This is a genomic window from Variovorax sp. GW821-FHT09D04 (assembly GCF_059416405.1).
On record NZ_JBWKPA010000001.1, the window covers coordinates 487,016 to 509,136 of the forward strand.

Genomic DNA, 22,121 nt, shown 5'->3' on the forward strand with positions numbered 1-22,121 from the left:
GATGGTGCGCGACGAGATCGACCTCGACGCCGGCCTGGAGCCGACCGTCCCCGTGTGGGCGGTGTTCGGCGACCTGATGGCGGGCATGCTGGGCGCGTTCGTGCTGATCCTGGTGTGCGTGCTCGGCATGCAGCTGGACCTGGCGAGCCGCCTCGAAACCGAGGTGCAGCAGCGCCGCGCCGAATCGCAGCGCCGCGAGGCGCTCGAACAGGCGCTGGCCGGTCCGCTCGCGGCGGGCCGCGTGACGCTCAACAACGGCCGCATCGGCATCAGCGGCAGCGTGCTGTTCGCCTTCAACTCCGCCGACCTGCAACCCGGCGGCCGGCAACTGCTGAAAAGCCTGGCCGGTCCGTTGGGCGCCTACCTGAAGGCGCGCGACGAGATCCTGATGGTGAGCGGCTTCACCGACGACCGGCAGATGCGCGAGGGCGCGCGCCTGTTCGCCGACAACTGGGAGCTGTCAGCCCAGCGCGCGCTCACCGTGACGCGCGCGCTGATCGAAGAGGGCGTGCCCTCGTCGTCGGTGTTCGCCGCCGCCTTCGGCGCCGAGCAGGCCGTGGCCTCGAACAACGACGCCGAAGGCCGCGCGAAGAACCGCCGCGTGGAGATGGCGCCGACGCCCCGGCCCAAGAACGCACCCGACGCTGCGAAGCCCCGTGAGTAACGACGCCGCACCGGACGACCAGGTCGACCCCGTCGCGGCGCTCGACGCCTGGCGCGCGCGCGGCGACGACCGCTTCGACCCGGTGCGCTTCCGCTTCATCGAGGCGATGGCGCAGCGCGCGGCGGCGCACGAGGGCGAGGCGCGGCGCCTGCTCGATGCGCGGCTGGCCAGCCTCATGGCGACCTACCGCGCCGATCTGGAGAAGGTCGAACCCGAGGCTGAAGTGCCGGTCGATGCGCCGCTGCACACCGCGCTCGCCGAGCTGATGAACCACATCGCCCAGCTCGCGCCGCTGCCGCCGCCGCCCGACGCGGAGGCGACCGACGGTGACGCCGTGCCCAGCCTCTCGACCGCGCCTGAGCTCAAGACGCTGAGCTACTTCCGCGGCACCTGGTCCAGGCTCGCCGCCGACCAGCGCGTGACGCAGTCGCTCGCCAAGGTGCCGAAGAACGCCGGCCCGCTCAACACGCACCACCTGGTGCAGCGCGCGCTCACGCTGATGCGCGACCTGTCGCCGCAGTACCTGCAGCGCTTCATGGCGCACGTCGATGCGCTGCTGTGGATCGAGCAGGTGAACGCCGCCGCCGAGGCCGCGCGCGTGGCGCGCACCGAGAGCCCGCGCAAGAGTTCGCGCAGCCGCGCGAGCTAGAAGCTCAGCCCGCCGCGTCGTGGCACACGACGCACAGCTTGTTGCCGTCCGGGTCGCGGAAGTACGCGCCGTAGTAGTCGGGGTGGTAGTGCGTGCGCAGACCCGGCGGGCCTTCGCAGGTGCCGCCGTGCGCGAGCGCGATGCGATGCACCGCGTCGACCATCGCCCGCGTCCTGGCGGTGAACGCCGCCATCTGGCCGTTGCCCGCATCGTGCGGCCGTCCGTCGTGGGGCTTGCAGATCACGAAGAAGGGCCGTGCGCGCCCCGCGCTGTGCCAGCCCGCCCAGGGTTTCTCCGGCTCGCAGAAGCGGCGCTCCAGGCCGAGGCCGTCCATCACCGCGTCGTAGAAGGCCAGCGCGCGGTCGAAATCGGAGACGCTGAAGAAGACATGAGAGAACACGTCGGCTCCTTGTAAAGAGGATGAACTTCCAGCGGATTGTCGTCAGCGCGGCCAGAGCCACCAGGCCAATCCGGCCGCCACCAGCACCCAGATGCCGATGACCAGGGCCATGCCGGTTTTGCTCGTCGGCTTGCTGCCCGTGCGCGCCATCCATTCCTCGGCCCGCGCGCGGCCGCGCACGATGACCTCGGGCGGCAGCAGGCGCACCGCGAGCCAGATCAGCGCGGGCAGCAGCAGCACGTCGTCGAGGTAGCCGAGCACGGGAATGAAGTCGGGAATCAGGTCGATGGGGCTGAGCGCGTAGGCCACGGTGAACCAGCACAGCGCCTTCGGAAGCCATGGCGTGGCGGGGTCGCGGCAGGCGAACCAGAGGGTGACGGCGTCGCGCTTGATGCGGCGCGCCCAGTCGCGCAGGTTCATCGCGGCCACGCGCCTCAAGCCGCGCTGCGCGGCCCGAACATGATGATGCCCATGCCGACGAAGCACACGGCCACGCCGACCCAGTCGCTGGTGGACGGCGTCACCTTGTCCACGGCCCACAGCCACAGGATGGCCACGCCGATGTAGACCCCGCCGTAGGCCGCATACACGCGGCCGGCAGCCGTCGGGTGCAGCGAGAGCAGCCACGCGAAGAGCGCCAGGCTCAGCGCGGCGGGCAGCAGCAGCCAGGCCGACTGGCCTTGCTTGAGCCACAGGTAGGGCAGGTAGCAGCCGACGATTTCCGCGAGCGCGGTCGCGACGAAGAGGCCGAGGGTCTTGAGCAGGTCCATGGCCGCCATTGTGGCGGCCCGCTGCGGGGTATCAGGGCTGTCGGCCTGGGCCCGTGCCCGGGCGCGACGACGGCTCCCACACATCGGGCGTGGTGGCGACCAGCGACTTGAAGTCCTTCCATGGCCGCGCGCCCGGCACCGTGCGCCCGCCGACGATCACCACCTTGGCGTAGGCCACCATGCGCTCGCGCAGGTAGCGGCGCTCGGATTCGGGCCAGGTCTCGATGGCGTGCGGCCCGCGCGACAGCACGATCTCCTTCACGCCGCGGATGCGGTTGTAGGCGGCCACGGTGCCTTCGAGCGATTCGGCGCGGTCCCACAGGCCCTTGCCGAAGAAGGCCGCGGGCCAGCGGTCCATGCCCGCGAGCGTGGCGGAGTTCGGATAGAACAGGATGTGGTGCTCCGCCGCCATGCCGCCCAAAAACAGGTTGCGGTCGGCCAGGTCGGGCGCATCGGGCAGGTAGCCCGCGCCGCTGGCGAACGACGACAGCAGGATGGCCCCGCGGATGTTGCGCCAGCCGCGCGCCGGCGTGCAGTTGGGCACGGGCATGTCGAAGCTGCAGGCGGCCACGTAGTTGCGCGTCAGGGCCCAGGCGGTCGACATGGAGCCGCGCGAGTAGCCGCCCAGCACCAGCGGAATCTCGCTGGCCTTCTGGCCCGCCAGCAGCCGGCCGCGCGCGGCATTGCCTTCGAGCAATTGGCCCGAGGGCGTGAGCAGCCGCAGGCCCTGGCCGTGTTCGAGCTGGGCGAGCACGCGGAACACGTCCTCGCCTTGCTCCAGCGTGTTGGTGTCGCTCACGCCGCCCGACAGGCCTTCGCCGCGCCGGTCGTAGGCCAGCACGTCGAAGCCGGCCTGGTTCAGCGCATGCAGGTTCTCGCGCCACCAGCGCTGCCCCATGGCCTCGGTGGTGCCGTTGGGGAAGGACACCGGCACGGCCTTGCCGCTGGCGCCCTCGATGCGGTAGGCCACCTCGTCCGGGTGCTGGAGGGCCGTGAGCTGTCCGCCGCCGCCCGCCGCCATGACCGCGAGGGCGCGCACCTTGCGGCCGCGCCCGTCGTCCACGCCCGCGCCTTCGAGGTACCAGCCGCGCAGCTTGATCGGGTCGGTGAGCTTCAGGTCGAGCCGCTCGAAGGTGTCGCGCGGCACGGTGAACTCGACGATGTGGGTGCGCGCGTCGGCCTCGGCAATGCCTTCGCGGTAGGGCGCCTTCGCGAAGAAGGCGGGGCGGCGGATCTGCCTGAGGTCGACGTTCGGGCTGTCGGCATCGATGCGCCCGGCCGGATCGACCGCGCCCGTCACGCGCGTGGCGCGCGCCTTGTTGGGCGGCAGCCAGCGCTGCATCTGCGCGTTCACGCGATCGAAGCAGGCCGGTTCGGCCTTGCAGGTGCGCCAGCGCGCCTTGAGCTGGTCGTCGGTGAACGCGCCCACGTAGTAGTCGCCGCCTGCATAGTTGGTGGGCACGGGGTAGGCGCTCATGAGCACCGGCACGCACACGCGCGGACCGCCGGCGTTCACCGCGGTGCCGGCCTGCGGCAGCAGGTAGCCGCCCACCCGCGCGTTGCGGTCGGCGCCGACCCAGGCCATGCAGTCGGTGGGCGGCGGCTTGCTGGCGGCGGCCTGGCGCTGTTCGGCGGTGGTGCCGGTGGTGCAGGCGGACAGGCCCAGCAGGGCACCGAGCAGGGCGAGCGGAAGGGTGGCGCGGGAAGAACGCATGGGGCGGGAAACGCTCGCGGAATGAAGAACCATGTGATTGGAGCGCAGGCGGCGCGCAAAAAGGGATCGCGCAGGGCCAAGCGTGAACAAATGGATGCCGATACTGTTGCAGAAGGCATGCCAGCGCGGCGGGTGTGAACGCCGCGTTCTGGCGCAGGAGGGTTCCTACTGCTTGTGACCGGACGCGGCCTCCCGAAGCATCGGCTGGCGCGCCATCACCTCGTCGCGCGGGCCGTGGTCGCGCACATGGCCGGCTTCCATGAGGATCACGGTGTCGAAGCGCTCGAGCAGGCTCAGCCGGTGCACCGACGCGATCACGCAGGCCTGCGGGAACGCCGCTGCAATGCGCCCCAGCACGCGCGCCTCGGTGGCGGCGTCGAGCGCGCTGGTCGGCTCGTCGAGCAGCAGCAGCGAACTGCCTTCGGCCGCGAGCACGCCGCGCGCCAGGCACAGCCGCTGGCGTTGGCCGCCCGACAGGTTGAAGCCGCGTTCCGAGATCGCGCTGTCGAGGTCGCCGTGCGTGGCCTGCAGCACCTCGTCGAAGGTGCTGGTGTGCAGCGCGGCGCGCAGGCGCTCGTCGTCGCAGGGACGCCCGAAGGCCAGGTTCTCGCGCACGCTGGCCTCGAACAGCTCGGTCTCCTGCGGGATCAGCGTGGCGAGCTGGCGCAGCCGGGGCCAGTCGGTGGGCGCGCTGTCGAGCGAGAGCGTGCCGCCGTGCGGCGCATACAGGCCGGCCAGCACGCGCAGCAGCGTGCTCTTGCCACCGCCGCTGGGGCCCACGAGCGCCACGCGCTGGCCCCGGCGCAGCGAGAGCGCCACATCGTGCAGGCCGCTGCGCGCGGGCGCGGCCGGATCGTCGGCGACGGCGCCGCGCGGGGCATAGCGCCATTGCAGTTGCGCGACCTGCAACTGCGTCCACGGCGCCTGCACGTCGATGCGTTCGTGCGCCGGCACTTCCTCGGGCGGGGCCTCGAGCGTGGCACTCGTCGGCGCGTGCCAGATCGGTTCGGCGCTGCTGTAGTCGGTGTGCATGCGCGCAAAGAAACTGAAGTTGGCCGCCACCGAGGTGACCACGCCCGCCGCCTGCTGCGCGTACTGGTAGATCATGAACACCGCGCCCAGCATCACGGTCTGGCCCGGCGCGCGCGCCTGCCACACATAGATGACGACCAGGCCCCAGGTCAGCGCCAGCCCCATCAGGTCGACCGCGAACCACTTGCCCTCGTTGAGCACCACGGTGCGCTTCAGCGGCAGCGACACGGCCGCCATGCGACGGCGCAGCAACAGGCGCGACGCGCCCTGCAGCCGCAGGCCGATCACCGTGGAGGCATTGCCCAGGAAGTCGAGCAGCGCGGCCACGTAGCGCCGGTCGGCGTCGTTCTCGGCGCGTGCGAGCTTCATGAGCGCGCGGTCGATGCGCACGATCACCACGCCGATCAGCACATAGCCCGCGAGCGCCGTCACGCCGCTGGTGCGCGACAGCAGCGCCAGTGCCACCAGCGGCCCGACGAAGTTGACGGCGTTGGTGAGCCAGATGAACTGGTTCTGCGCGAAGTCGGCGAGCGCGCGGCTGGCCTGGTGCACGCGGTGCTGCAGCTCGCCCGAGTGGTGGCTGTCGTGCCAGGCGAGCGGCGCGGCGGCGATGCGCGCATAGAGCTGGTCGGCCAGCGTCTCGCGCACCTTCAGGCCCACGTTGCGCTCGAGGATGCGGCCCGGTCCGTGCAGCGCCCACGCGCCGACATACACGGCCGCGAGCGTGGCGATCCAGCGGCCCGCCGCGGGCAGGTCGCCGCGTTGCAGCGCGTTGATGGCCTGGCCGGCGAGGTAGGGCAGCGTGAGGCGGATCAGCTGCGAGCTCGCGAGCAGCGCGGTGGCGGCCAGCAGCTGCGCACGCGCGCCGGCCGCGAAGTGCCATAGCGCGGCGTAGAGCGCGCGGATGGCGCGGCCAGGGGATTCGGTGGAGGAGGTGGTCGAACTCGTCATGCGCGCATCAGCCCGCCTTGCGGAAGGTGAGGTTGATGCGCTGCGCGCCGAGCCGCGCCTGCAGCGGATGCGGTGCGTCCTTGAGCGGCAGCACGCCATGAAAGCGCAGCCGGTCCACGCCGCCCCACGCCACCACGTCGCCGTGCACCAGCGGAATGCGCACGGTCTTGTCGCCGCGCGCGAGCCCGCCGAACTGGAACACCGCCGGCATGCCCAGCGACACCGACACGATCGGCGCGCCGTGGTCGCGCTCGTCGCGGTCCTGGTGCAGCGAGAGCCGGCTGCCCGGCTGGTAGCGGTTGACCAGGCAGGCGTCGGGCGCAAAGCCGTCGAAGCCGGCCAGCGCCGCCGCGTCGCGCGCGAGCTGCGCAAAGGCCTCGGGCATCGCGGGCCAGGGCACGCCGCTGTCGGGGTCGACCGCGCTGTAGCGGTAGCCGCGCCGGTCGCTGGTCCAGCCGAGCGCGCCGCAGTTGGTGAGCGCGACCGACATGGTGAAGCCGCCCGGCGTGACCAGGTGGCGGAACGGCGCGCGTGCCGCCACGTCGTCGATGGCGTCGAGCAGCGCCTCGGCGCGCGGCAGCGCAAAGCCCGGCAACACGAAGGCGGCCGGGCCGATCGGCTCGCGCGCGGCGCGCGGCGGGGCGTCGAAGAGGTCGAACGTCATGGGGGCATTGTCGCCAGCGGCAGGGGCGCTTCGGACCGTGGCGGTGGCTGCGATGCATTCAAGCTGTCACAAAGCGTCACTAGCATTCCGAGCACCAAAGCAGTACGCGGCACCGGCCCGGCGCCTGCGATTCCTCCTTCGTCACAGGACCCGGCATGTCTCGCGTTGCTCGGTCACGGTGGGTGTGTGTCTTGACCCTGATCCTCGGAATTCTGTCCCTCGCGGCCGTGTCGCATGCCGGCGAACATGCGCCTTCGCCCGATGCGGCGGGGCGCATCGCCTTCGACCTGCCGGCCCAGCCGCTGGCCACCGCCGTGCAGGTCTACGCGCAGGCGACGGGGCAGTCCGTGTTCTTCGACGGGCAGCTCACCGCCGGCCTCGAATCCGCCGCGTTGCACGGCCTGTTCACCCCGCGCGAGGCGCTGCAGCGCCTGCTGGCCGGCACGCGGCTGGCCGCGCGCCACACCGACGCGCGCACCTTCACGCTGGTCGAGGCCGAGGCGCCGCCGCCCGTGGTTGCGACGGCGCCGGCCGCGCCCGCCGTTCCCGCCATGTCCCCGCGCGACGCGCGCGTGGTGCAGCAGGCGCTGGAGCGCACGCTGTGCCACTGGCCGCACGCGCGCCCCGGCACCTACCGCGCGCTCGTGCAGCTGTGGGTCGGGCCCGGCGGCCATGTGCGGCGCACGCGGCTGCTCAGTTCCACCGGTTTGGCGCAGCGCGACGCCGCGCTCGAAGCCGCGATGAACACGCTGGTGCTCGAGCGCCCGCCCGAAGGCGAGGCCGACCAGCCGCTGACCGTGCTGCTGCTGCCGCGCACCGGCGACCGTCCCGACGTCTGCGACACAGCGGTTTCTCCCTGAGCACGCCGTGGAACAGGACACCCCCGGCTTCCTGCGAAGTCTGCTGACCAGCCGCTACATCGACTTCCGCAACCGCCTGCGCCGCCGCCTGGGCTCGGAAGAGCAGGCCGACGACGTGCTGCACGAGACCTGGCTGCGCGTGCAGCGCATGAGCGACCCCGGCCCGGTGCAAAGCCCCATGGCCTACCTGCTGCGCATCGCGTCGAACGTGGCGGAAGACCGGCGCATTTCCCACAGGCGCCTGCTCGACTTCGTGGAGGTCGAGGAGCTGCTGCATTTTTCGGACGACAGCCACGACCCGGCCCGCCTCTCGGAGGCGCGCAGCGAGGTGCAGGCGCTGGAGCGCGCGCTCGAGGAGCTGCCGCGCCGCCGCCGCGACATCTTCATCGCCTCGCGCGTGGACGAGACGCCGCATGCCGACCTGGCGCGGCGCTACGGCGTGTCGGTGCGCATCGTCGAGCGCGAAGTGAAGGCCGCGCTGGTGCATTGCGCGGGTCGTTTGGGGCGCGATGTGATCCAGCGGTTCGGTCCCGGCGCGGGAAAACAGTCAGAGAAGGTGTGAACGAACCCGCCATGCCCGCTCATCCCGCCCAGACACGCCCCCTCCGCGTTGCAAATGCTCGCCATAGCCCTGGCTATGGCTGCGCTTTGCGCCTTGATGGGACGTGCCTGGACGGGCTGCTCGGCCACGGCGGATCCATTCACACCTTCTAAAGACATGATGGCCGCTCCCACCCCGACCGATCGCGAACGCGCCGCGCTGGAAACGCAGGCGCACGACTGGCTCGTGCGCCTGACCTCCGGCCGCGCCACCACCGGCGACGCGCAGGATTTCCGCCGCTGGTGCGCCCGCAGCCCGCAGCACGCGCAGGCCATGGCCGAGGCGACGCGCCTGTGGGACCTGACCCGGCCCGCTGCCGAAGCGGTGGCACAACGCATGCCCGCGATGGACACACCGCCGCGCGCGGCCATCGCCATGTCGCGCCCGCCGATGTTCGGCCGCCGCCAGTTCCTCGGCGCCGCGCTCGCGGCCGGGGCCGCCGCCTTCGTGGTGGTGCGCCCGCCGGCCGGCCTGTGGCCCGCGCTGTCCGACATGACGGCCGACTACCGCACCGGCACCGGCGAGCAGCGCCGCGTGGTGCTGGCCGATGCGGCGGCGGTGGTCGAGATGAACACGCAGACCAGCCTCAACCTCGCGCGCGGCGCCGAGGGCGAGCCGCCCGTGCTCGACATGCTCGGCGGCGAGGCGCAGGTGCAGCTCGACGCGGCGCGCCGCGCGCCCTTCACCATGACGGTGGGCGGCGCGCGCCTCGTGGCCGCGGCGGCCAGCCGCTTCAACGTGCGCGCCACCGGTGGCGAGGTGTGCGTGACCTGCTTCGCGGGCTCGGTCGAGCTGCGCGACGGCGAGCGCGTGCTGGTGGCGGGCGAGGCGCAGCAGATCCGCTACGGCGGCCGGCGCGAGGCCGAGGTGGCGCGCGCGTCCGACCTCGCGGCGGTGGCCGCCTGGCGCGAGCGCGTGCTGGTGTTCGACGACACGCCGCTGGCGGCCGTGGTCGACGAGATCAATCGCTACCGCCCGGGCCGCCTCATCGTTACGCGCGCCGAACTCGGCCGGCGCAAGGTGCAGGCGCGGCTGCGGCTGGACGAGTTGCCGCATGTCGAGACGCTGATCGCCGTGAGCTACGGCGCGAAGCTCACCAGCCTGCCTGCCGGCATCGTGCTGCTCGGATAGCCGCGCAGTGTGACGCGGCTGTGAAAAAAACAGTGCCGCGTCCGCGTTCGCAAATTCTCCCGAACTTTTGCAGCGCGCGTGTCGGTCGCATCCGGTGAGCCCGGTCTCTTCTCCAGAACGGTTTTTCTCTGGGGTATGACATGAGCAACAAGACATTCCGCCGCGCGCCGGTCGCGCACGCCGCCGCCCTCGCGCTGGCCATGGCGGGCCTGGCGGGCAATGCACAGGCGCAGCGCGCCTTCAGCGCCGCATGGATGGCGCAGAAGAACGTGGCGCAGGGCACCGCCGCCGCGACGGGCTACCTGCCCAACGGCACGCCGGCCTCGATGCTGACGAACCCGCTGGCGCAGCAGCAGAAGGCCAACGAGCAGCTGCGCCAGTCGCTCGGCAACCTAGGCCTCGCGGCGCAGGCGATCGCCGCGCAGCAGGCCGCGCAGGCTGCCGCACGCGCCGCCGCGCTGAACGAGCCCTCGGTGCCCGACGGCCTGGCCGACGGCGGCCTGAAGGTCGACACGAACTCGCTCAGCGCCGGCTGGCTCAACGCCCGCGCGCTGAACCGCGATTCGCAGAAGCAGGTCGACGGCCGCACCGTCGTCACCGTGGAGCAGACGGCAGACAAGGCCATCCTGAACTGGGAGACCTTCAACGTCGGGCGCAACACCACGGTCGATTTCAAGCAGCAGGCCGACTGGGCCGTGCTCAACCGCGTGAACGACCCGAAGGCGCGGCCCTCGCAGATCCAGGGCCAGATCAAGGCCGACGGCACGGTGCTCATCGCCAACCGCAACGGCATCGTGTTCAGCGGCACCAGCCAGACCGACACGCGCAACCTCGTGGCCGCCGCCGCCCACATCGGCGACGACCAGTTCAAGGCGCGCGGCATCTACTCGAACGACACCGCGCCGAGCTTCACCACGCGCAAGGAAGACCAGGGCAAGGTCGAGGTGCAGGCCGGCGCACGGCTGACCACCAAGGAGCCCGGCTCCGTCACGCAGGGCGGCGGCTACGTGCTGCTGCTGGGCAAGGAGGTGGCCAATGCCGGCGAGATCGCCGCGCGCAAGGGCCAGGCGCAGCTCGCGGCGGGTGACAGCTTCGTGATCCGCAAGGGCATGGGCACCGAGGCCAACGCTTTCTCGACCACGCGCGGCAACGAGATCGCGCCGCAGTTCGCGGCCGACAGCACGGCGGGCACGGTGCGCAACACCGGCCTCATCGTGGCGCGCGAAGGCGACATCACGCTGGCCGGCCGCGACGTGCGCCAGGACGGCGTGGCGCTGGCCACCTCCACCGTCGCCGTGCGCGGCACGGTGCACCTGCTGAACTCGGCGGCCGACACGCGCGGCAACGTGGCCGTCGGCAAGGGCGCGGTCACGGCCGTGCTGATCGAGGACGACGGCAAGGCCAGCGCGCTCGACAGCCAGCGCGACGCGCTCATCAAGGAATCGGCCGTGCAGGACGCCGCCCGCGCGCTCGTGCCGCCCGCGCTCTTCGACAACCTCTCGCGGCTGTCGGACCGGCGCGACCAGTCGCGCATCGAGATCGTCTCGGGCGGCGACATCCGCTTCGAGGGCGAGTCGCTCACGCTGGCCACCGGCGGGCAGATCGCGGCCAGCGCCACGCGCCGCAGCTTCGTGGCCGACAAGGCGCGCCTCGATGTGTCGGGCGCGGTGGGCGTGAACGTGACGATGGAATCGAACAACGTCAAGGTCAACGTGCAGGGCAACGAGATGCGCGACGCCCCGCGCAACCGCGAGAGCGGCAAGCTCTTCAACAACGACGTGTGGATCGACCGGCGCAAGCTCGTGCGCGTGGCGCCCGGCGTGGGCGGCTACGAGGGCGAGCGTTGGTACGCGGCGGGCGGCCTGCTGGAGGTTGGCGGCTACCTGGGCAACCAGGGCCACGGCATCGGCGAATGGGCCGCGCAGGGCGGCACGGTGGTGCTGGGCGGCAGCGAGGTGGTCACGCAGGCGGGCTCGACGGTCAACCTGTCGGGCGGTTCGCTCAACGTGCAGACCGGCAAGATCTACCAGACCTGGCTCAAGGGCAGTGACGGGCGGCTGTACAACCTGAACAGCGCGCCGTCGGACCTGCTGTACGACGGCGTCTACAAGGGCTTCGAGGCCGAGCACGTGCGCTGGGGCAAGGCGAACACCGACTATTTCTACAACCCGCTGATCGGGCCGCAGCGCAAGCTGGAGAACGGCTACACCGTCGGGCGTGACGCCGGCCGGCTGGTGGTGAGCGCGCCCACGGCGGTGCTCGAAGGCGACATCGTGGCCGAGGTGTTCAACGGCGCGCAGCAGACGCGCGCCCGCGACGCCGCGCTGGACGACGGTTACCGCCAGTCGCAGACGGCGGTGGCGCGCGGCGGCGTGCTGGCGGTGGGGCGCTACGGCGCACTGGGCCGCATCGACCTGTTCGACACCGACGTGCGCTTCGGCGACGTGGCACCGGTCACGCAGCAGATGGCCGCGGCCGACGCGCTGGCCGACGAGCGCATCGGCACGCTGTGGCTCGACGCGGCGCACCTGAATGCGCAGCGCCTGTCGGTGCTCGACATCGGCACGCGCGGCAGCATCAACGTCGAGAAGGCGCTCACGCTGGCCGACGGCGGGCGCATGGCCCTGCTCGGCGCGTTCATCGACATCGGCGCCGACGTCACGGTGCGCGGCGGCGCGCTGGAGGCCGGCAATGTCTTCATGTCGCCGGTGGCGGGCGCCCAGCCGCGCGTGCTGGCGAAGGACGCCGATTCGTCGCTCACCGTGCGCGACGGCGTCACGCTCGATCTGCGTGGACGCCGCGTCGACATCGGCACGGCGCCTGAAGACTCGGCCACGCTCGCGGTCATCGACGGCGGCACGGTGCGCCTCGAATCGACGCACGGCGTGACGATCGGGCAGGGCAGCCTGATCGACGTGTCGTCGGGCGCGGCGCTGCTGGCCAAGGGCAAGCAGAAGGGCGGCAAGGGCGGCAACGTGACGCTGGTGGCCGACTCGGCCGCGTCGCCCACCGATGCGAAGGGGCGCCTGTCGCTCGGCGGCGAGATCCGCGGCCATGGCGTGAACGGCGGCGGCACGCTGAAGATCGAAACGGGCCACGCGCTGCTCATCGGCCCCGACCCGGCGCTGTCGGACGCGACGCAGCTCGTGCTCGACGCGTCGCGCCTGCAGTCGGGCTTTTCCACCTACGACTTCAACGGCCATGCGGGCCTCACGGTCGCGCCGGGTGCGCAGCTCGACGTGCTCATGCCGGTCTACCGCATTGCGCCCGGGGCCGGTGCCGACCATGAAGGCGGCATCGCTTTGCCACTGTGGACGCCGCCGCTGCTGCAGCAGGACACGGTGAACCGCCAGGCCGTGCAGCGCCAGGGCGCCGACCTCGTGCTGCGTTCGCAGCGCCGCATCACCGAAGGCGGTAACCTCGCCATCGGCGCGGGCGCGGTGGTGACCGTCGATCCGGGCCGCTCGATCCAGCTGCTCGGCGGCGGCCTGAGCAGCTTCGTGGTCGATGGCCGGCTCAACGCCTGGGGCGGGCGCATCGCCATCGACATCGAGGCGCCGGCTTTCAACTCGCCGCTGAGCACGTCGTTGCAGCCGCACAACCGCTCGGTGTGGATCGGCGAGGGCGCGGTGCTCGACGTGGCGGCGCGCGCGCAGACCGGCATCGACGACGACGGCCGCCGCTACGGCAGCGTGCGCAACGGCGGCACCATCTCCATCGGCGGCGCGCTCGACTGGGAAGCCAAGGGCGCGGCGAACGCGCCCGACGTGGCGATCGTCATCCGCCCCGGCGCGCTGCTCGATGCCTCGGGCAGCCACGCGCGCATCGACGTGCCGGCCGTGGGCGGCCTGTGGCGCGAACTCGACGTGGCCAGCGACGGCGGCAGCATCGTGCTCAAGTCGGCGCACAGCCTGTACCTGGACGGCACGCTGCGTGCCCACGCGGGCGGCGCGAATGCGGCGGGCGGCACGCTCGCGGTGGCGCTCGAAGCGCCGGTGTTCTCGAAGATCTACACCGTCGACGACGCCGTGCGGCAGGCGCGCGAGCTGGTGATCTCGCAGGTGCAGCAGCCCAGCGGATTGCCGGCCACCCTCAAGCCGGGCCATGCCGATGCGGCGCTGGCCTACGGCAAGGGGCGCCTGAGCGCGGACCAGGTGCGCGACGGCGGCTTCGGCAACCTCTCGCTGCTGGTCAACGGCCTGCTGAGCTTCGACGGCCACGTCGACCTCACGACCGCGCAGAGCCTGCGCCTGTACGCCGGCAGCTTCGCGCTGGCCGATAGCGCGCCCACCGATTCGAGCGTGCGGCTCGCCTCGTCCTACCTGCGGCTGGCCGGCGTGACCGGTGCGCCCAAGCAGGACAACGAGGTGATCTACACCACCACCTGGCGCCACGGCGCATCGACCCGCACGAGCGAGGCCACCTTCACGGCCGAGGCCGACCTGATCGACATCCGCGACCGCGTGGGCTTCGGCGCGCACGGCGAGATCGCCATGAAGACCGGCCCCGCGCAGGTGGTGGACCGCCGCGGCTTCGACGCCGTGCACATGACCAGCCGCGGCGACCTGCGCCTGCTGGGCGGCACGCCCACGCTCGGCCTGCTCGGCGCGACCACGACCGAGCTGGCGACGCTGGGCGACCTCACGCTCACCGCCGCGCAGATCTATCCCGCCACCGGCGCCAACGCGCAGATCCGCGCGGGCTACGACGAGGGCCGCGTGCTGGACATCCGCCGCCAGGTCGAGGGCGACGTGGCGATGCCGCAGTCGGCATTCGGCACGCTCGCGCTCGGCGGCGGCACGGTGCGCCAGGGCGGCATCGTGCGCGCGCCGCTGGGCAACCTCATCGTGGGGCAGGACGGGCGCAGCACCTTCGAGGCGCGCGCCACCGTGGTCGACCTGCTGCCGGGCAGCATCACCTCGGTCAGCGGCGCAGGGCTGCTCATGCCCTACGGCGGCACGACCGACGGCATCGGCTACAGCGTCGCGGGCGCGCCCATCGACAAGCGCGCCATCGGCAGCAGCGGCATCCTGCTCACGGGCGACAGCGTGGTCGGGCACCAGGGCGCGCTGCTCGACCTGTCGGGCGGCGGCGAGCTCACGGGCGCGGGCTTCGTGAGCGGGCGTGGCGGTTCGGTGGACGTGCTGCGCACGCCGCTGGCCAATGCCAACCCGGCCAACACCTTCAGCAAGGCGGGCAACGGCGTGTACGCCATCGTGCCGGGCTTCCAGGGCGGCTACGCGCCGGTGTCGCCCGACATGGGCGCGGGCGAGCCGGTCATCGGCCGGCAGGTCACGCTCGATCACGACGTGGGCGGGCTCAAGGCCGGCACCTACACGCTGCTGCCTTCGACCTACGCGCTGCTGCCCGGTGCCTTCCGCGTGGAAGTGGGGGCGCAAAGCGCGCTGCCCGCGACGCCGCTGCCGGCGGGCTACGGCTCGTACATGGCGAGCGGCTACCTCGGCGTGGCGAACACGGCGGTGAAGTCGTCGCTGGCCAGCCAGCTGGTCGTCACGCCTGCGGCGCTGGTGAAGCAGCACGCCAGCTACAACGAGATGGGCTACGACGCCTTCGTGGTGGCCGACGCGGCACGCCGCGGCGGCGTGCGCGGCGAGATCGCGGCCGACGCCCGCAACCTGCTGCTGGACTACTTCTATTCCAAGCCGAAGGACGGCGTGTGGATGCTGCAGTTCGACGGCCAGGCGCTGTTCAACCCGGCGGCCGGCAGCGCGGGCTTCGGCGGCACGCTGTCGGCGAAGGGCATCGCCATCGAGGTGACGGCACCGGGTGCGCAGCGCACGGCCGGGTTCACGGGCGCGTCGCTGCAGGCCGACCAGCTCAACGCCTTCGGCGCGCCACGGATGATCCTGGGCGGCCAGATCGACCTGCCGTATGCCGACAACTACGCGACCTTCAAGTCGAACACCGGCCATGTCGTCGTGCGCAGCGGCGCGACCTTGCGCGGCGCCGAAATCTTCCTCGTGGCCGGCGGCTACGGCGACGGCATCCAGGTGGAGCAGGGCGCATCGCTGAACACGCTGGGCGCCGGTGCGCCGGCCTACGATTCCACCGACGGCGTGGTGTTCTCGGCGGGCCTGGGTGGGGTGCTGGGCCTGTCGAACGGCTGGATCAACCTGCTGCCGCCCGTCGCCGGAGGGATACCCGCCACGGTCCAGATCGGCGCGTGCCCCAGCGGCGCCTGCACCGGCCACACCACGCTGTACGGCGAGGGCACGCTGGCCGTGGCCACCAACCGCTCGTTCACGATGGCCGACAACGTGCGCTACGGCGCAAAGAACCTGCTGCTGGCGGTGTCCTCGGTCAACCTGGGCAGCGACGCGGCGCTGCAGCAGGCGGCGGCCAACGGCCAGCTGCCGTCGGGCCTGTCGATGAACCAGGTCATCCTGGCGAACCTGCTGGCCGGCAACAAGGGCGAAGGCGTGCCCGCGGTCGAGACGCTGGTGCTGAACGCGCGCGAGTCGGTGAACATCTACGGCGCGGTGTCGCTGGACACGCTCGACCCCGCCACCGGCGTGTCGTCGATCGAGCGGCTGGTGCTGGGCACGCCCGCCATCTACGGCTACGGCGGCGCGGGCGACACCGCGAAGATCACGACCGGCGAATTCATCTGGACCGGCCTCACGCCGCGCCCGCCCGGCAACGACGAGATCTTTCCCGGCGGGAACGCACCGGGCGGCGCCATCGGCAGCCTGCTGGGCCACGGCACGCTCGACGTGTCGGCCGCGCGCATCGTGCTGGGCCACGCGCCCAACACGCAACCCGACGCGGGCTACTCGGCGGACCGGCTCGCGCTGGGCTTCGGCACGGTCAACCTGAACGCGAGCGAGCGCATCACCGCCAACGGCAAGGGCACGCTGGGCGTGTACCACCAGCAGGGCGAGTTCGTGACGGGCAAGGGCTACGACCACACGGGCGGCCAGCTGAACCTGCGCACCCCGCTGCTCACCGGCGAGGCCGGCTCGAACAACCGCATCACGGCAGGCGGCGACATCGTCGTCAGCGCACCCGCAGGCGGCGCGCAGCCGGCCGGCGATGCGGCGCTGGGCGCGCAGCTGGCGCTCACCGGCCGCAACATCACCATCGACGGCACGGTGGGCCTGCCCTCGGGCAAGCTGCAGCTCACGGCCAGCGGCGACGTGACGCTGGGCGCCGCGTCGCGCATCGACCTCGCGGGCCGCGCCGTGAAGTTCTTCGAGCAGACGCGCTACAGCCGCGGCGGCGACCTGGAGGTGACGAGCACGGCCGGCAACATCGCGCAGGCGGCGGGTTCGGTGATCGACCTGTCGGCCACGCACAACCGCGGCGGCACGCTGCAGGCGACGGCGCTGGGCGCCGGCGCGGGGCGCATCGACCTGGGCGGACGCATCCTCGGCACCGCGAGCGGCACGTACGACGCGGGCGGCACCATCGTGCCCTACGACGCAGCCGAGATCAGCCTGCGCGGCCAGACCGTGGCCGACTTCGCGGGCCTGAACACGCGCCTGAACGAAGGCGGCGTGACCGGCGCGCGCCGCTTCCAGATCAAGCAGGGCGACCTCGCCATCGGCGACGAAGTGAAGGCGCGCGTGGTCGAGGTCACGCTCGACGGCGGCAGCCTCACGGTGAACGGCCGCATCGACGCCAGCGGCTTCCAGGTGGGCGCGATCCGCCTCGCGGCCAAGGGCGACCTCACGGTGAACGGAACGCTCGACGCGCACGCCACCGGCCTGCGCGTGGACAGCTACGGCAAGATCATCGACAGCCCGAACCGGGCCATCGTCGACCTCACGAGCACGCACGGCACGCTGACCCTGGGCGGCGGCGCGGCCATCGACCTGCGCGCGGGCACGGCCGTGAGCGCGGCGCAGGGCAACGACGGCATCGCGCGCGGCACGCTCGCACTGAACGCGCCGCGGCGCGGCGACAACGATGTGGCGGTGAATGTCGCCGGCACGCCCACCATCCAGGGCGCGAAGAGCATCGCGGTCAACGCCTTCCGCACCTACAGCGACGCACCGCTGGCCGACGCGCCCGACGTCACGGGCCACGTGCCGCAGCTCATCACGCAGAAGTACCTCGACGAGATCGACGGCCACAGCAGCGCCTTCATCGACAAGGCGCTGGCCAACACCTCGCTGTCGGCGCGCCTGGCGGGCCTGGGCAGCTACCACCTGCGCCCCGGCGTGGAAATCGTCAGCAGCACCAGCGAGGGCGACCTCAGCGTGGTCGGCGACATCGACCTCTCGGGCTACCGCTACGGCCCGGGCGCGAACCGCACCGACCCGGCGCGCCGCGGCTTCGGCGAGCCCGGCGTGCTGGTGATCCGCGCGGGCGGCAACCTCAACGTGTACGGCAGCATCAACGACGGCTTCGCGCCGCCGCCGGCCACGCCCGACGACAAGGGCTGGTACCTGACCGAGCAGCGCACGAAGTTCGGCACGCCGTTCACGCCCGACGGCGGCGACATCGTCGTGCCGATCGACGGCGTGGTGCTCGACAAGGGCACCGTGTTCCCGAAGGACGCGCTGCTCAACTACGACGTGCCAGCCGAAGCCATGGCGCTGCCGGCCGGCACGGTGCTGCCGGTGACCGTGACGCTGGGCGCGGCCTACACGCTGCCCGCCGGCACGGTGCTGCGTGCCAACGTCTACAACGCCGACGGCAGCGTGCGCCTGAAGGCCGGCACGGTGCTGGGCGAGGCCGTGGTGCTGGACAGCGGCATGAAGCTGGGCGCGGGCACCGCGCTGCGCGCCGAGGCCAGCGTGCAGGCGATGGTGTGGCCCAAGGGCGTGCGCCTGCCGGTCGCGATGAAGGCCGACGGCACCATCGCGCTGGCGCGCGGTGCGGTGATTCCGTCGCTGACCGATGTGCAGCTGCCGAACGACGCGGCCGTCAACCTGCGGCCCGAAGTCGACGGCGTGCAGGGCCGCAACTGGGCCGTGGCGCCGATGCTGGGGCAGGGCGCGACGAGCTGGAGCCTGCAGCTCACGGCCGGCGCCGACCTGGACTCGGCCGACCGCCGCGCGGTCGATCCGGCCAAGCACGGCGCGCTCATCCTGGCCGACAGCCACGCGATGTACAACGTCAAGCTCACGCCGGGCGGCAGCGGCTTCCTGTGGGGTCCGAACGGGCCCATGTGGGGCCACGACGAGGGAACGCCGATGGACCCGCTGGATTTCGAGGCGGGCTACTGCGACTGGGGCGGTGAGGGCACCTGCGTGGTCGACCCGGCGCGCCTTTCCTACTTCTGGGGCCCCAACGGCGACGACTGGGACCCGAGCTTCGTCGAGGGCACGCCGGTGCTGCCCGAATACGTCACGATCTGCGAGTGGGGGCCGGGCATCTGCACGACGGTCATCAACCCCGTCAAGGACGTCACCAAGTACACGCCGCTGTCGCCGATGTTCAGCGTGCTGCGCACCGGCACCGGCGACCTGGGCCTGGCGGCGGCCGGCAACTTCGTCATGGAGTCGCCGTTCGGCGTCTACACGGCCGGCACGCGCTCGGCGCCGCTGCTCGACGCCAACGGCCTGGACCCCTTCAACCTCGCACGCGGCAAGGCCGTCGGCGGCTCGGTGGTCGGCCCGCAGACGGCGGACTACAGCGCCGCGCTCGCGGCCTACCAGGCCTGGTACCCCGAGCAGGGCGGCAACCTCGACATCACGGTGGGCGGCAATGTCGTCGGCGACGTCTGGGGCCACTTCTCGGGCGACCGCGGACAGGCGCCGAGCGCCGCGGTGGGCAACTGGCTGTGGCGCCAGGGCTCGGGCACGGCCCTGGCCGGCAGCGACCGCATCGCGACCTCGTGGTGGATCAACTTCGGCGCCTACGCGCTGCCGGCCGGTGCGCAGTTCAGCACCGACAGCAGCCCCGAGCCCTTCCTGGTGGGCTTCACCGGCATGGGCACGCTGGGCGGCGGCAACCTCACGCTGCGCGCGGGCGGCGACGCGGGCCTCACCACGCGGCTGGGCAACGGCCAGGTCTGGCAGCGCAGCGAGGCCATCGTGGCGGCGGTCGGCAGCACGGGTCGCGTCGACGCGAACGGGCAACTGACGCTCACCGGCGGCGGCGACCTGCAGCTGCGCATCGGCGGCGTGGTCAATCCGAACCTGGCCGCGGCGCAGTACGGCAGCTCTGGCACCAATACGCAGTACCAGGACCTCAACGGCGCCCTGGTCAACCTGCGCGGCGCGGCCACCGTGTCGGCCTCCGCCATCGGCGGCGTCGAGGTGCGCTACCGCAAGTACGCGTTCTCGCTGCCGGGCCAGGAGGGCGATGTGAAGGACACGCGCCCCATCGACCCCTTCACCCCGACCATCGGCGTCGGCAATGCCGGCATCGTGCTCGTGCCGGGCGATTCGGCGATGTACCTGGACACGCCGGGCGACCTGGTGCTCACCAGCGTGGCCGACGCGGGCCGCGCGCGGGTGCCGAACAGCTCGGCGTTCAGGCTGGGCGGCACCGAGTACGGCATCGGCCAGGGCTGGTTCACGCTGTGGACCGAGCGCACCGCGATCAATCTGTTCAGCGCGGGCGGCAACCTCACGCCCGGCACCGACCTGGCGAACCGGGAGGCCGCCGGCCGGTACCTGGGCAGCATCAACATGAGCGACAACGTCACGGTCTACCCGTCGATCCTGCGCGCGACGGCGGCCTCGGGCAGCCTGTACTACGGCTTCTCGGCCACGCCCGCCACGCAGGCGCCCGGCCGTGCGCTGGTGCTCGCGCCGTCGCCCTCAGGCGCGCTCGAGTTCCTGGCGGGCAACTCGCTGTTCGGCGGCGGCTATCCGGTGGGGATGTCGGGCGCGGTCACGCCGCTGCCCACGCCCTGGGCGCCCGCCTTCGTGGGCTATGACCGCTTCCAGCGGCCGGTGGTCTACAACACCAGCCCGGAGGGCTCGATGGTCGGATCGCCCGGCGTGCCGAACTACGGGGTGGTCGACAACCACCCGCTGTTCGCCTTCGGACCGGACACGCTGGGCCCCCGCGCGCTGCACCCGGCCGATGCGCCGCCCTCGCTGTTCTACGCCGTGCGCGGCGACATCCTGGGCCTGGCCAGCGGCACGGCGCGCAAGGTGCAGGCCAGCGGCGAACCCGCGCCCGAGACCTGGTACCGCTCGGCCGCGCCGGCGCGCATCCGCGCCGGGCGCGACATCGTCGGCACCGAGGCGCTGATCGTGAACAACGACCCGCGCGACGTGTCGCTGGTGCAGGCCGGGCGCGACATCCTGTACGCGAACCTGCAGGTGGCGGGCCCCGGCACGCTGGAGGTGTCGGCCGGCCGCCACATCACGCAGGACGACCGCGCCAGCGTAATCAGCCGCGGCGCATTGGCCGAGGGCGACACGCGCCCCGGCGCGAGCATCGCGATGATGGCCGGCATGGGCCCGATGGGCGTGGGCGGGCCGGACTTCTCGGCCATCGCCGACCGCTACCTCGACCCCTCGAAGCGCGCCGAGTCGGGCCCTGGCCAGTCGCTGGCGAGCCAGCCGGGCCGCGTGGTGAAGACTTACGACGTCGAGCTGGCCGCATGGCTCAAGGAACGCTACGGCTTCGTGGCCACCAGCGCCGACGCGAAGGACCCGGGCAGCGCGCTCGCGTACTTCAAGGCGCTGGCGCCCGAGCAGCAGCGCGTGTTCCTGCGCGGCGTGTACTTCGCCGAGCTGCGCGCCGGGGGCCGCGAGTACAACGACGTGGACGGCCCGCGCTACGGCAGCTACCTGCGCGGGCGCGGCATGATCGCCACGCTGTTCCCCGACCTCGACGCGGCGGGCCAGGAGATCGTGCGCACCGGCGACATCATCCTGTACGGCCCTTCGGGCGTGCACACGGACTTCGGCGGCGACATCCAGATGCTCGCGCCGGGCGGGCAGATCGTGGTGGGCGTGCAGGGCGCGGTGCCGCCGGGCAGCGCGGGCGTGATCACGCAGGGCATGGGCCACATCCAGCTGTTCAGCGAAGGCAGCCTGCTGCTGGGCCTGTCGCGCGTGATGACCACCTTCGGCGGCGACGTGCTGGCCTGGTCGGAGCAGGGCGACATCAACGCCGGCCGGGGTTCCAAGACCACGCTGGTCTACACGCCGCCCAAGCGCGTGTACGACAACATCGGCAACGTGAAGCTGTCGTCGCAGGTGCCCAGCTCGGGCGCGGGCCTGGCCACGCTGGCGCCCATCGCCGAAGTGCCGGCGGGCGACATGGACCTGATCGCGCCGCTGGGCACCATCGACGCGGGCGAGGCGGGCATCCGCGTGTCGGGCAACGTGAACCTCGCGGCCCTGCAGGTGGTGAACGCGGCCAACATCCAGGTCAAGGGCGAGTCGGCCGGCCTGCCGGTGGTGGCTTCGGTGAACGTAGGCGCGCTCACCAACGCCAGCGCGGCGGCCTCGCAGGCCGTGGGCGCGGCGCAGGAGGCGATGCAGCGCGAACGCGCGGCGGCGCGCCAGGCGCTGCCGTCGGTGTTCTCGGTGCGCGTGCTGGGCTTCGGCAACGAGGCCGCCGACGGCGCCGCCGCGCCGGCCGATGCGGGCCGCGCCACGGCGCGCCCGGTGGGCTACGACGCGCACAGCCCGGTGCAGGTGCTGGGGCGCGGGCCGCTGGGCGACGCGCAGAAGACGAAGCTCACGGCGCAGGAGCGGCGTCTGCTGGGGCAGTGAGAGGGAAGGGCGGCAGATGAAATTTTTGTGAC

At 72.4% G+C, this 22,121-nt stretch carries 12 protein-coding genes; 6 read left to right on the top strand and 6 right to left on the bottom strand.

The annotated features are described in order from the left end of the window. Position 1: 1 nt before the first annotated feature. Together AC07O4_RS02215 and AC07O4_RS02220 are read left to right on the top strand one after the other, a co-directional pair. Entirely contained in the window at positions 2-664 is a 663-nt protein-coding gene (locus AC07O4_RS02215; RefSeq protein ID WP_493191971.1) for an OmpA family protein, read from the top strand. Further along, positions 657-1,313, top strand: coding sequence for a DUF2894 domain-containing protein (locus tag AC07O4_RS02220; RefSeq protein ID WP_495303633.1), 657 nt, complete (start codon positions 657-659; stop codon positions 1,311-1,313). Before AC07O4_RS02215 ends, AC07O4_RS02220 begins: the two co-directional genes overlap by 8 nt. Positions 1,314-1,317: 4 nt before the next feature. Here AC07O4_RS02220 and AC07O4_RS02225 read toward each other — a convergent pair whose 3' ends face one another. The 6 genes from AC07O4_RS02225 to alkB all read right to left on the bottom strand — a co-directional run bounded on the left by AC07O4_RS02225 (position 1,318) and on the right by alkB (position 6,844). Then, positions 1,318-1,713, bottom strand: a complete 396-nt coding sequence (locus tag AC07O4_RS02225; RefSeq protein WP_495303634.1) for a VOC family protein — start codon at positions 1,711-1,713, stop codon at positions 1,318-1,320. A gap of 42 nt (positions 1,714-1,755) precedes the next feature. Continuing rightward, a complete protein-coding gene (locus tag AC07O4_RS02230; protein WP_159278294.1) occupies positions 1,756-2,133 on the bottom strand; it encodes a YkvA family protein in 378 nt (125 codons plus the stop codon). Positions 2,134-2,147: 14 nt separating this feature from the next. After that, positions 2,148-2,483 carry a YnfA family protein gene (locus AC07O4_RS02235; RefSeq protein WP_495303635.1) on the bottom strand — a complete coding sequence of 112 codons (336 nt, stop codon included), beginning with the start codon at positions 2,481-2,483 and terminating at the stop codon, positions 2,148-2,150. 31 nt (positions 2,484-2,514) lie between these two features. After that, complete coding sequence (locus AC07O4_RS02240; protein WP_495303636.1) at positions 2,515-4,197, bottom strand: alpha/beta hydrolase; 1,683 nt, start codon at positions 4,195-4,197, stop codon at positions 2,515-2,517. Positions 4,198-4,362: 165 nt separating this feature from the next. Further along, positions 4,363-6,180 carry an ABC transporter ATP-binding protein gene (locus AC07O4_RS02245; RefSeq protein WP_495303637.1) on the bottom strand — a complete coding sequence of 606 codons (1,818 nt, stop codon included), beginning with the start codon at positions 6,178-6,180 and terminating at the stop codon, positions 4,363-4,365. A 7-nt stretch (positions 6,181-6,187) separates the two neighbouring features. Continuing rightward, a complete protein-coding gene (alkB, locus tag AC07O4_RS02250) occupies positions 6,188-6,844 on the bottom strand; it encodes a DNA oxidative demethylase AlkB (protein WP_495303638.1) in 657 nt (218 codons plus the stop codon). A 191-nt stretch (positions 6,845-7,035) separates the two neighbouring features. On the opposite strand from alkB, the gene AC07O4_RS02255 reads away from it, so the two are divergent. The 4 genes from AC07O4_RS02255 to AC07O4_RS02270 all read left to right on the top strand — a co-directional run bounded on the left by AC07O4_RS02255 (position 7,036) and on the right by AC07O4_RS02270 (position 22,089). After that, positions 7,036-7,704: an STN domain-containing protein gene (locus tag AC07O4_RS02255; protein WP_495303639.1), complete on the top strand. Its 669-nt coding sequence runs from the start codon at positions 7,036-7,038 to the stop codon at positions 7,702-7,704. Positions 7,705-7,711: 7 nt separating this feature from the next. Further along, positions 7,712-8,266: an RNA polymerase sigma factor gene (locus AC07O4_RS02260; RefSeq protein ID WP_495303640.1), complete on the top strand. Its 555-nt coding sequence runs from the start codon at positions 7,712-7,714 to the stop codon at positions 8,264-8,266. Between the two features lie 159 nt (positions 8,267-8,425). Further along, positions 8,426-9,436 carry a FecR family protein gene (locus tag AC07O4_RS02265; RefSeq protein WP_495303641.1) on the top strand — a complete coding sequence of 337 codons (1,011 nt, stop codon included), beginning with the start codon at positions 8,426-8,428 and terminating at the stop codon, positions 9,434-9,436. Between the two features lie 140 nt (positions 9,437-9,576). Next, entirely contained in the window at positions 9,577-22,089 is a 12,513-nt protein-coding gene (locus tag AC07O4_RS02270; protein ID WP_495303642.1) for a filamentous hemagglutinin family protein, read from the top strand. Positions 22,090-22,121 lie beyond the last annotated feature (32 nt).

Bases quoted from the DNA above. Each gene is read 5' to 3' on its own strand.
- AC07O4_RS02265 (WP_495303641.1), top strand. From the start codon at position 8,426: ATGGCCGCTCCCACCCCGACCGATCGCGAACGCGCCGCGCTGGAAACG.
- AC07O4_RS02215 (WP_493191971.1), top strand. From the start codon at position 2: ATGGTGCGCGACGAGATCGACCTCGACGCCGGCCTGGAGCCGACCGTC.
- AC07O4_RS02270 (WP_495303642.1), top strand. From the start codon at position 9,577: ATGAGCAACAAGACATTCCGCCGCGCGCCGGTCGCGCACGCCGCCGCC.
- alkB (WP_495303638.1), bottom strand. From the start codon at position 6,844: ATGACGTTCGACCTCTTCGACGCCCCGCCGCGCGCCGCGCGCGAGCCG.
- AC07O4_RS02240 (WP_495303636.1), bottom strand. From the start codon at position 4,197: ATGCGTTCTTCCCGCGCCACCCTTCCGCTCGCCCTGCTCGGTGCCCTG.
- AC07O4_RS02235 (WP_495303635.1), bottom strand. From the start codon at position 2,483: ATGGACCTGCTCAAGACCCTCGGCCTCTTCGTCGCGACCGCGCTCGCG.
- AC07O4_RS02245 (WP_495303637.1), bottom strand. From the start codon at position 6,180: ATGACGAGTTCGACCACCTCCTCCACCGAATCCCCTGGCCGCGCCATC.
- AC07O4_RS02230 (WP_159278294.1), bottom strand. From the start codon at position 2,133: ATGAACCTGCGCGACTGGGCGCGCCGCATCAAGCGCGACGCCGTCACC.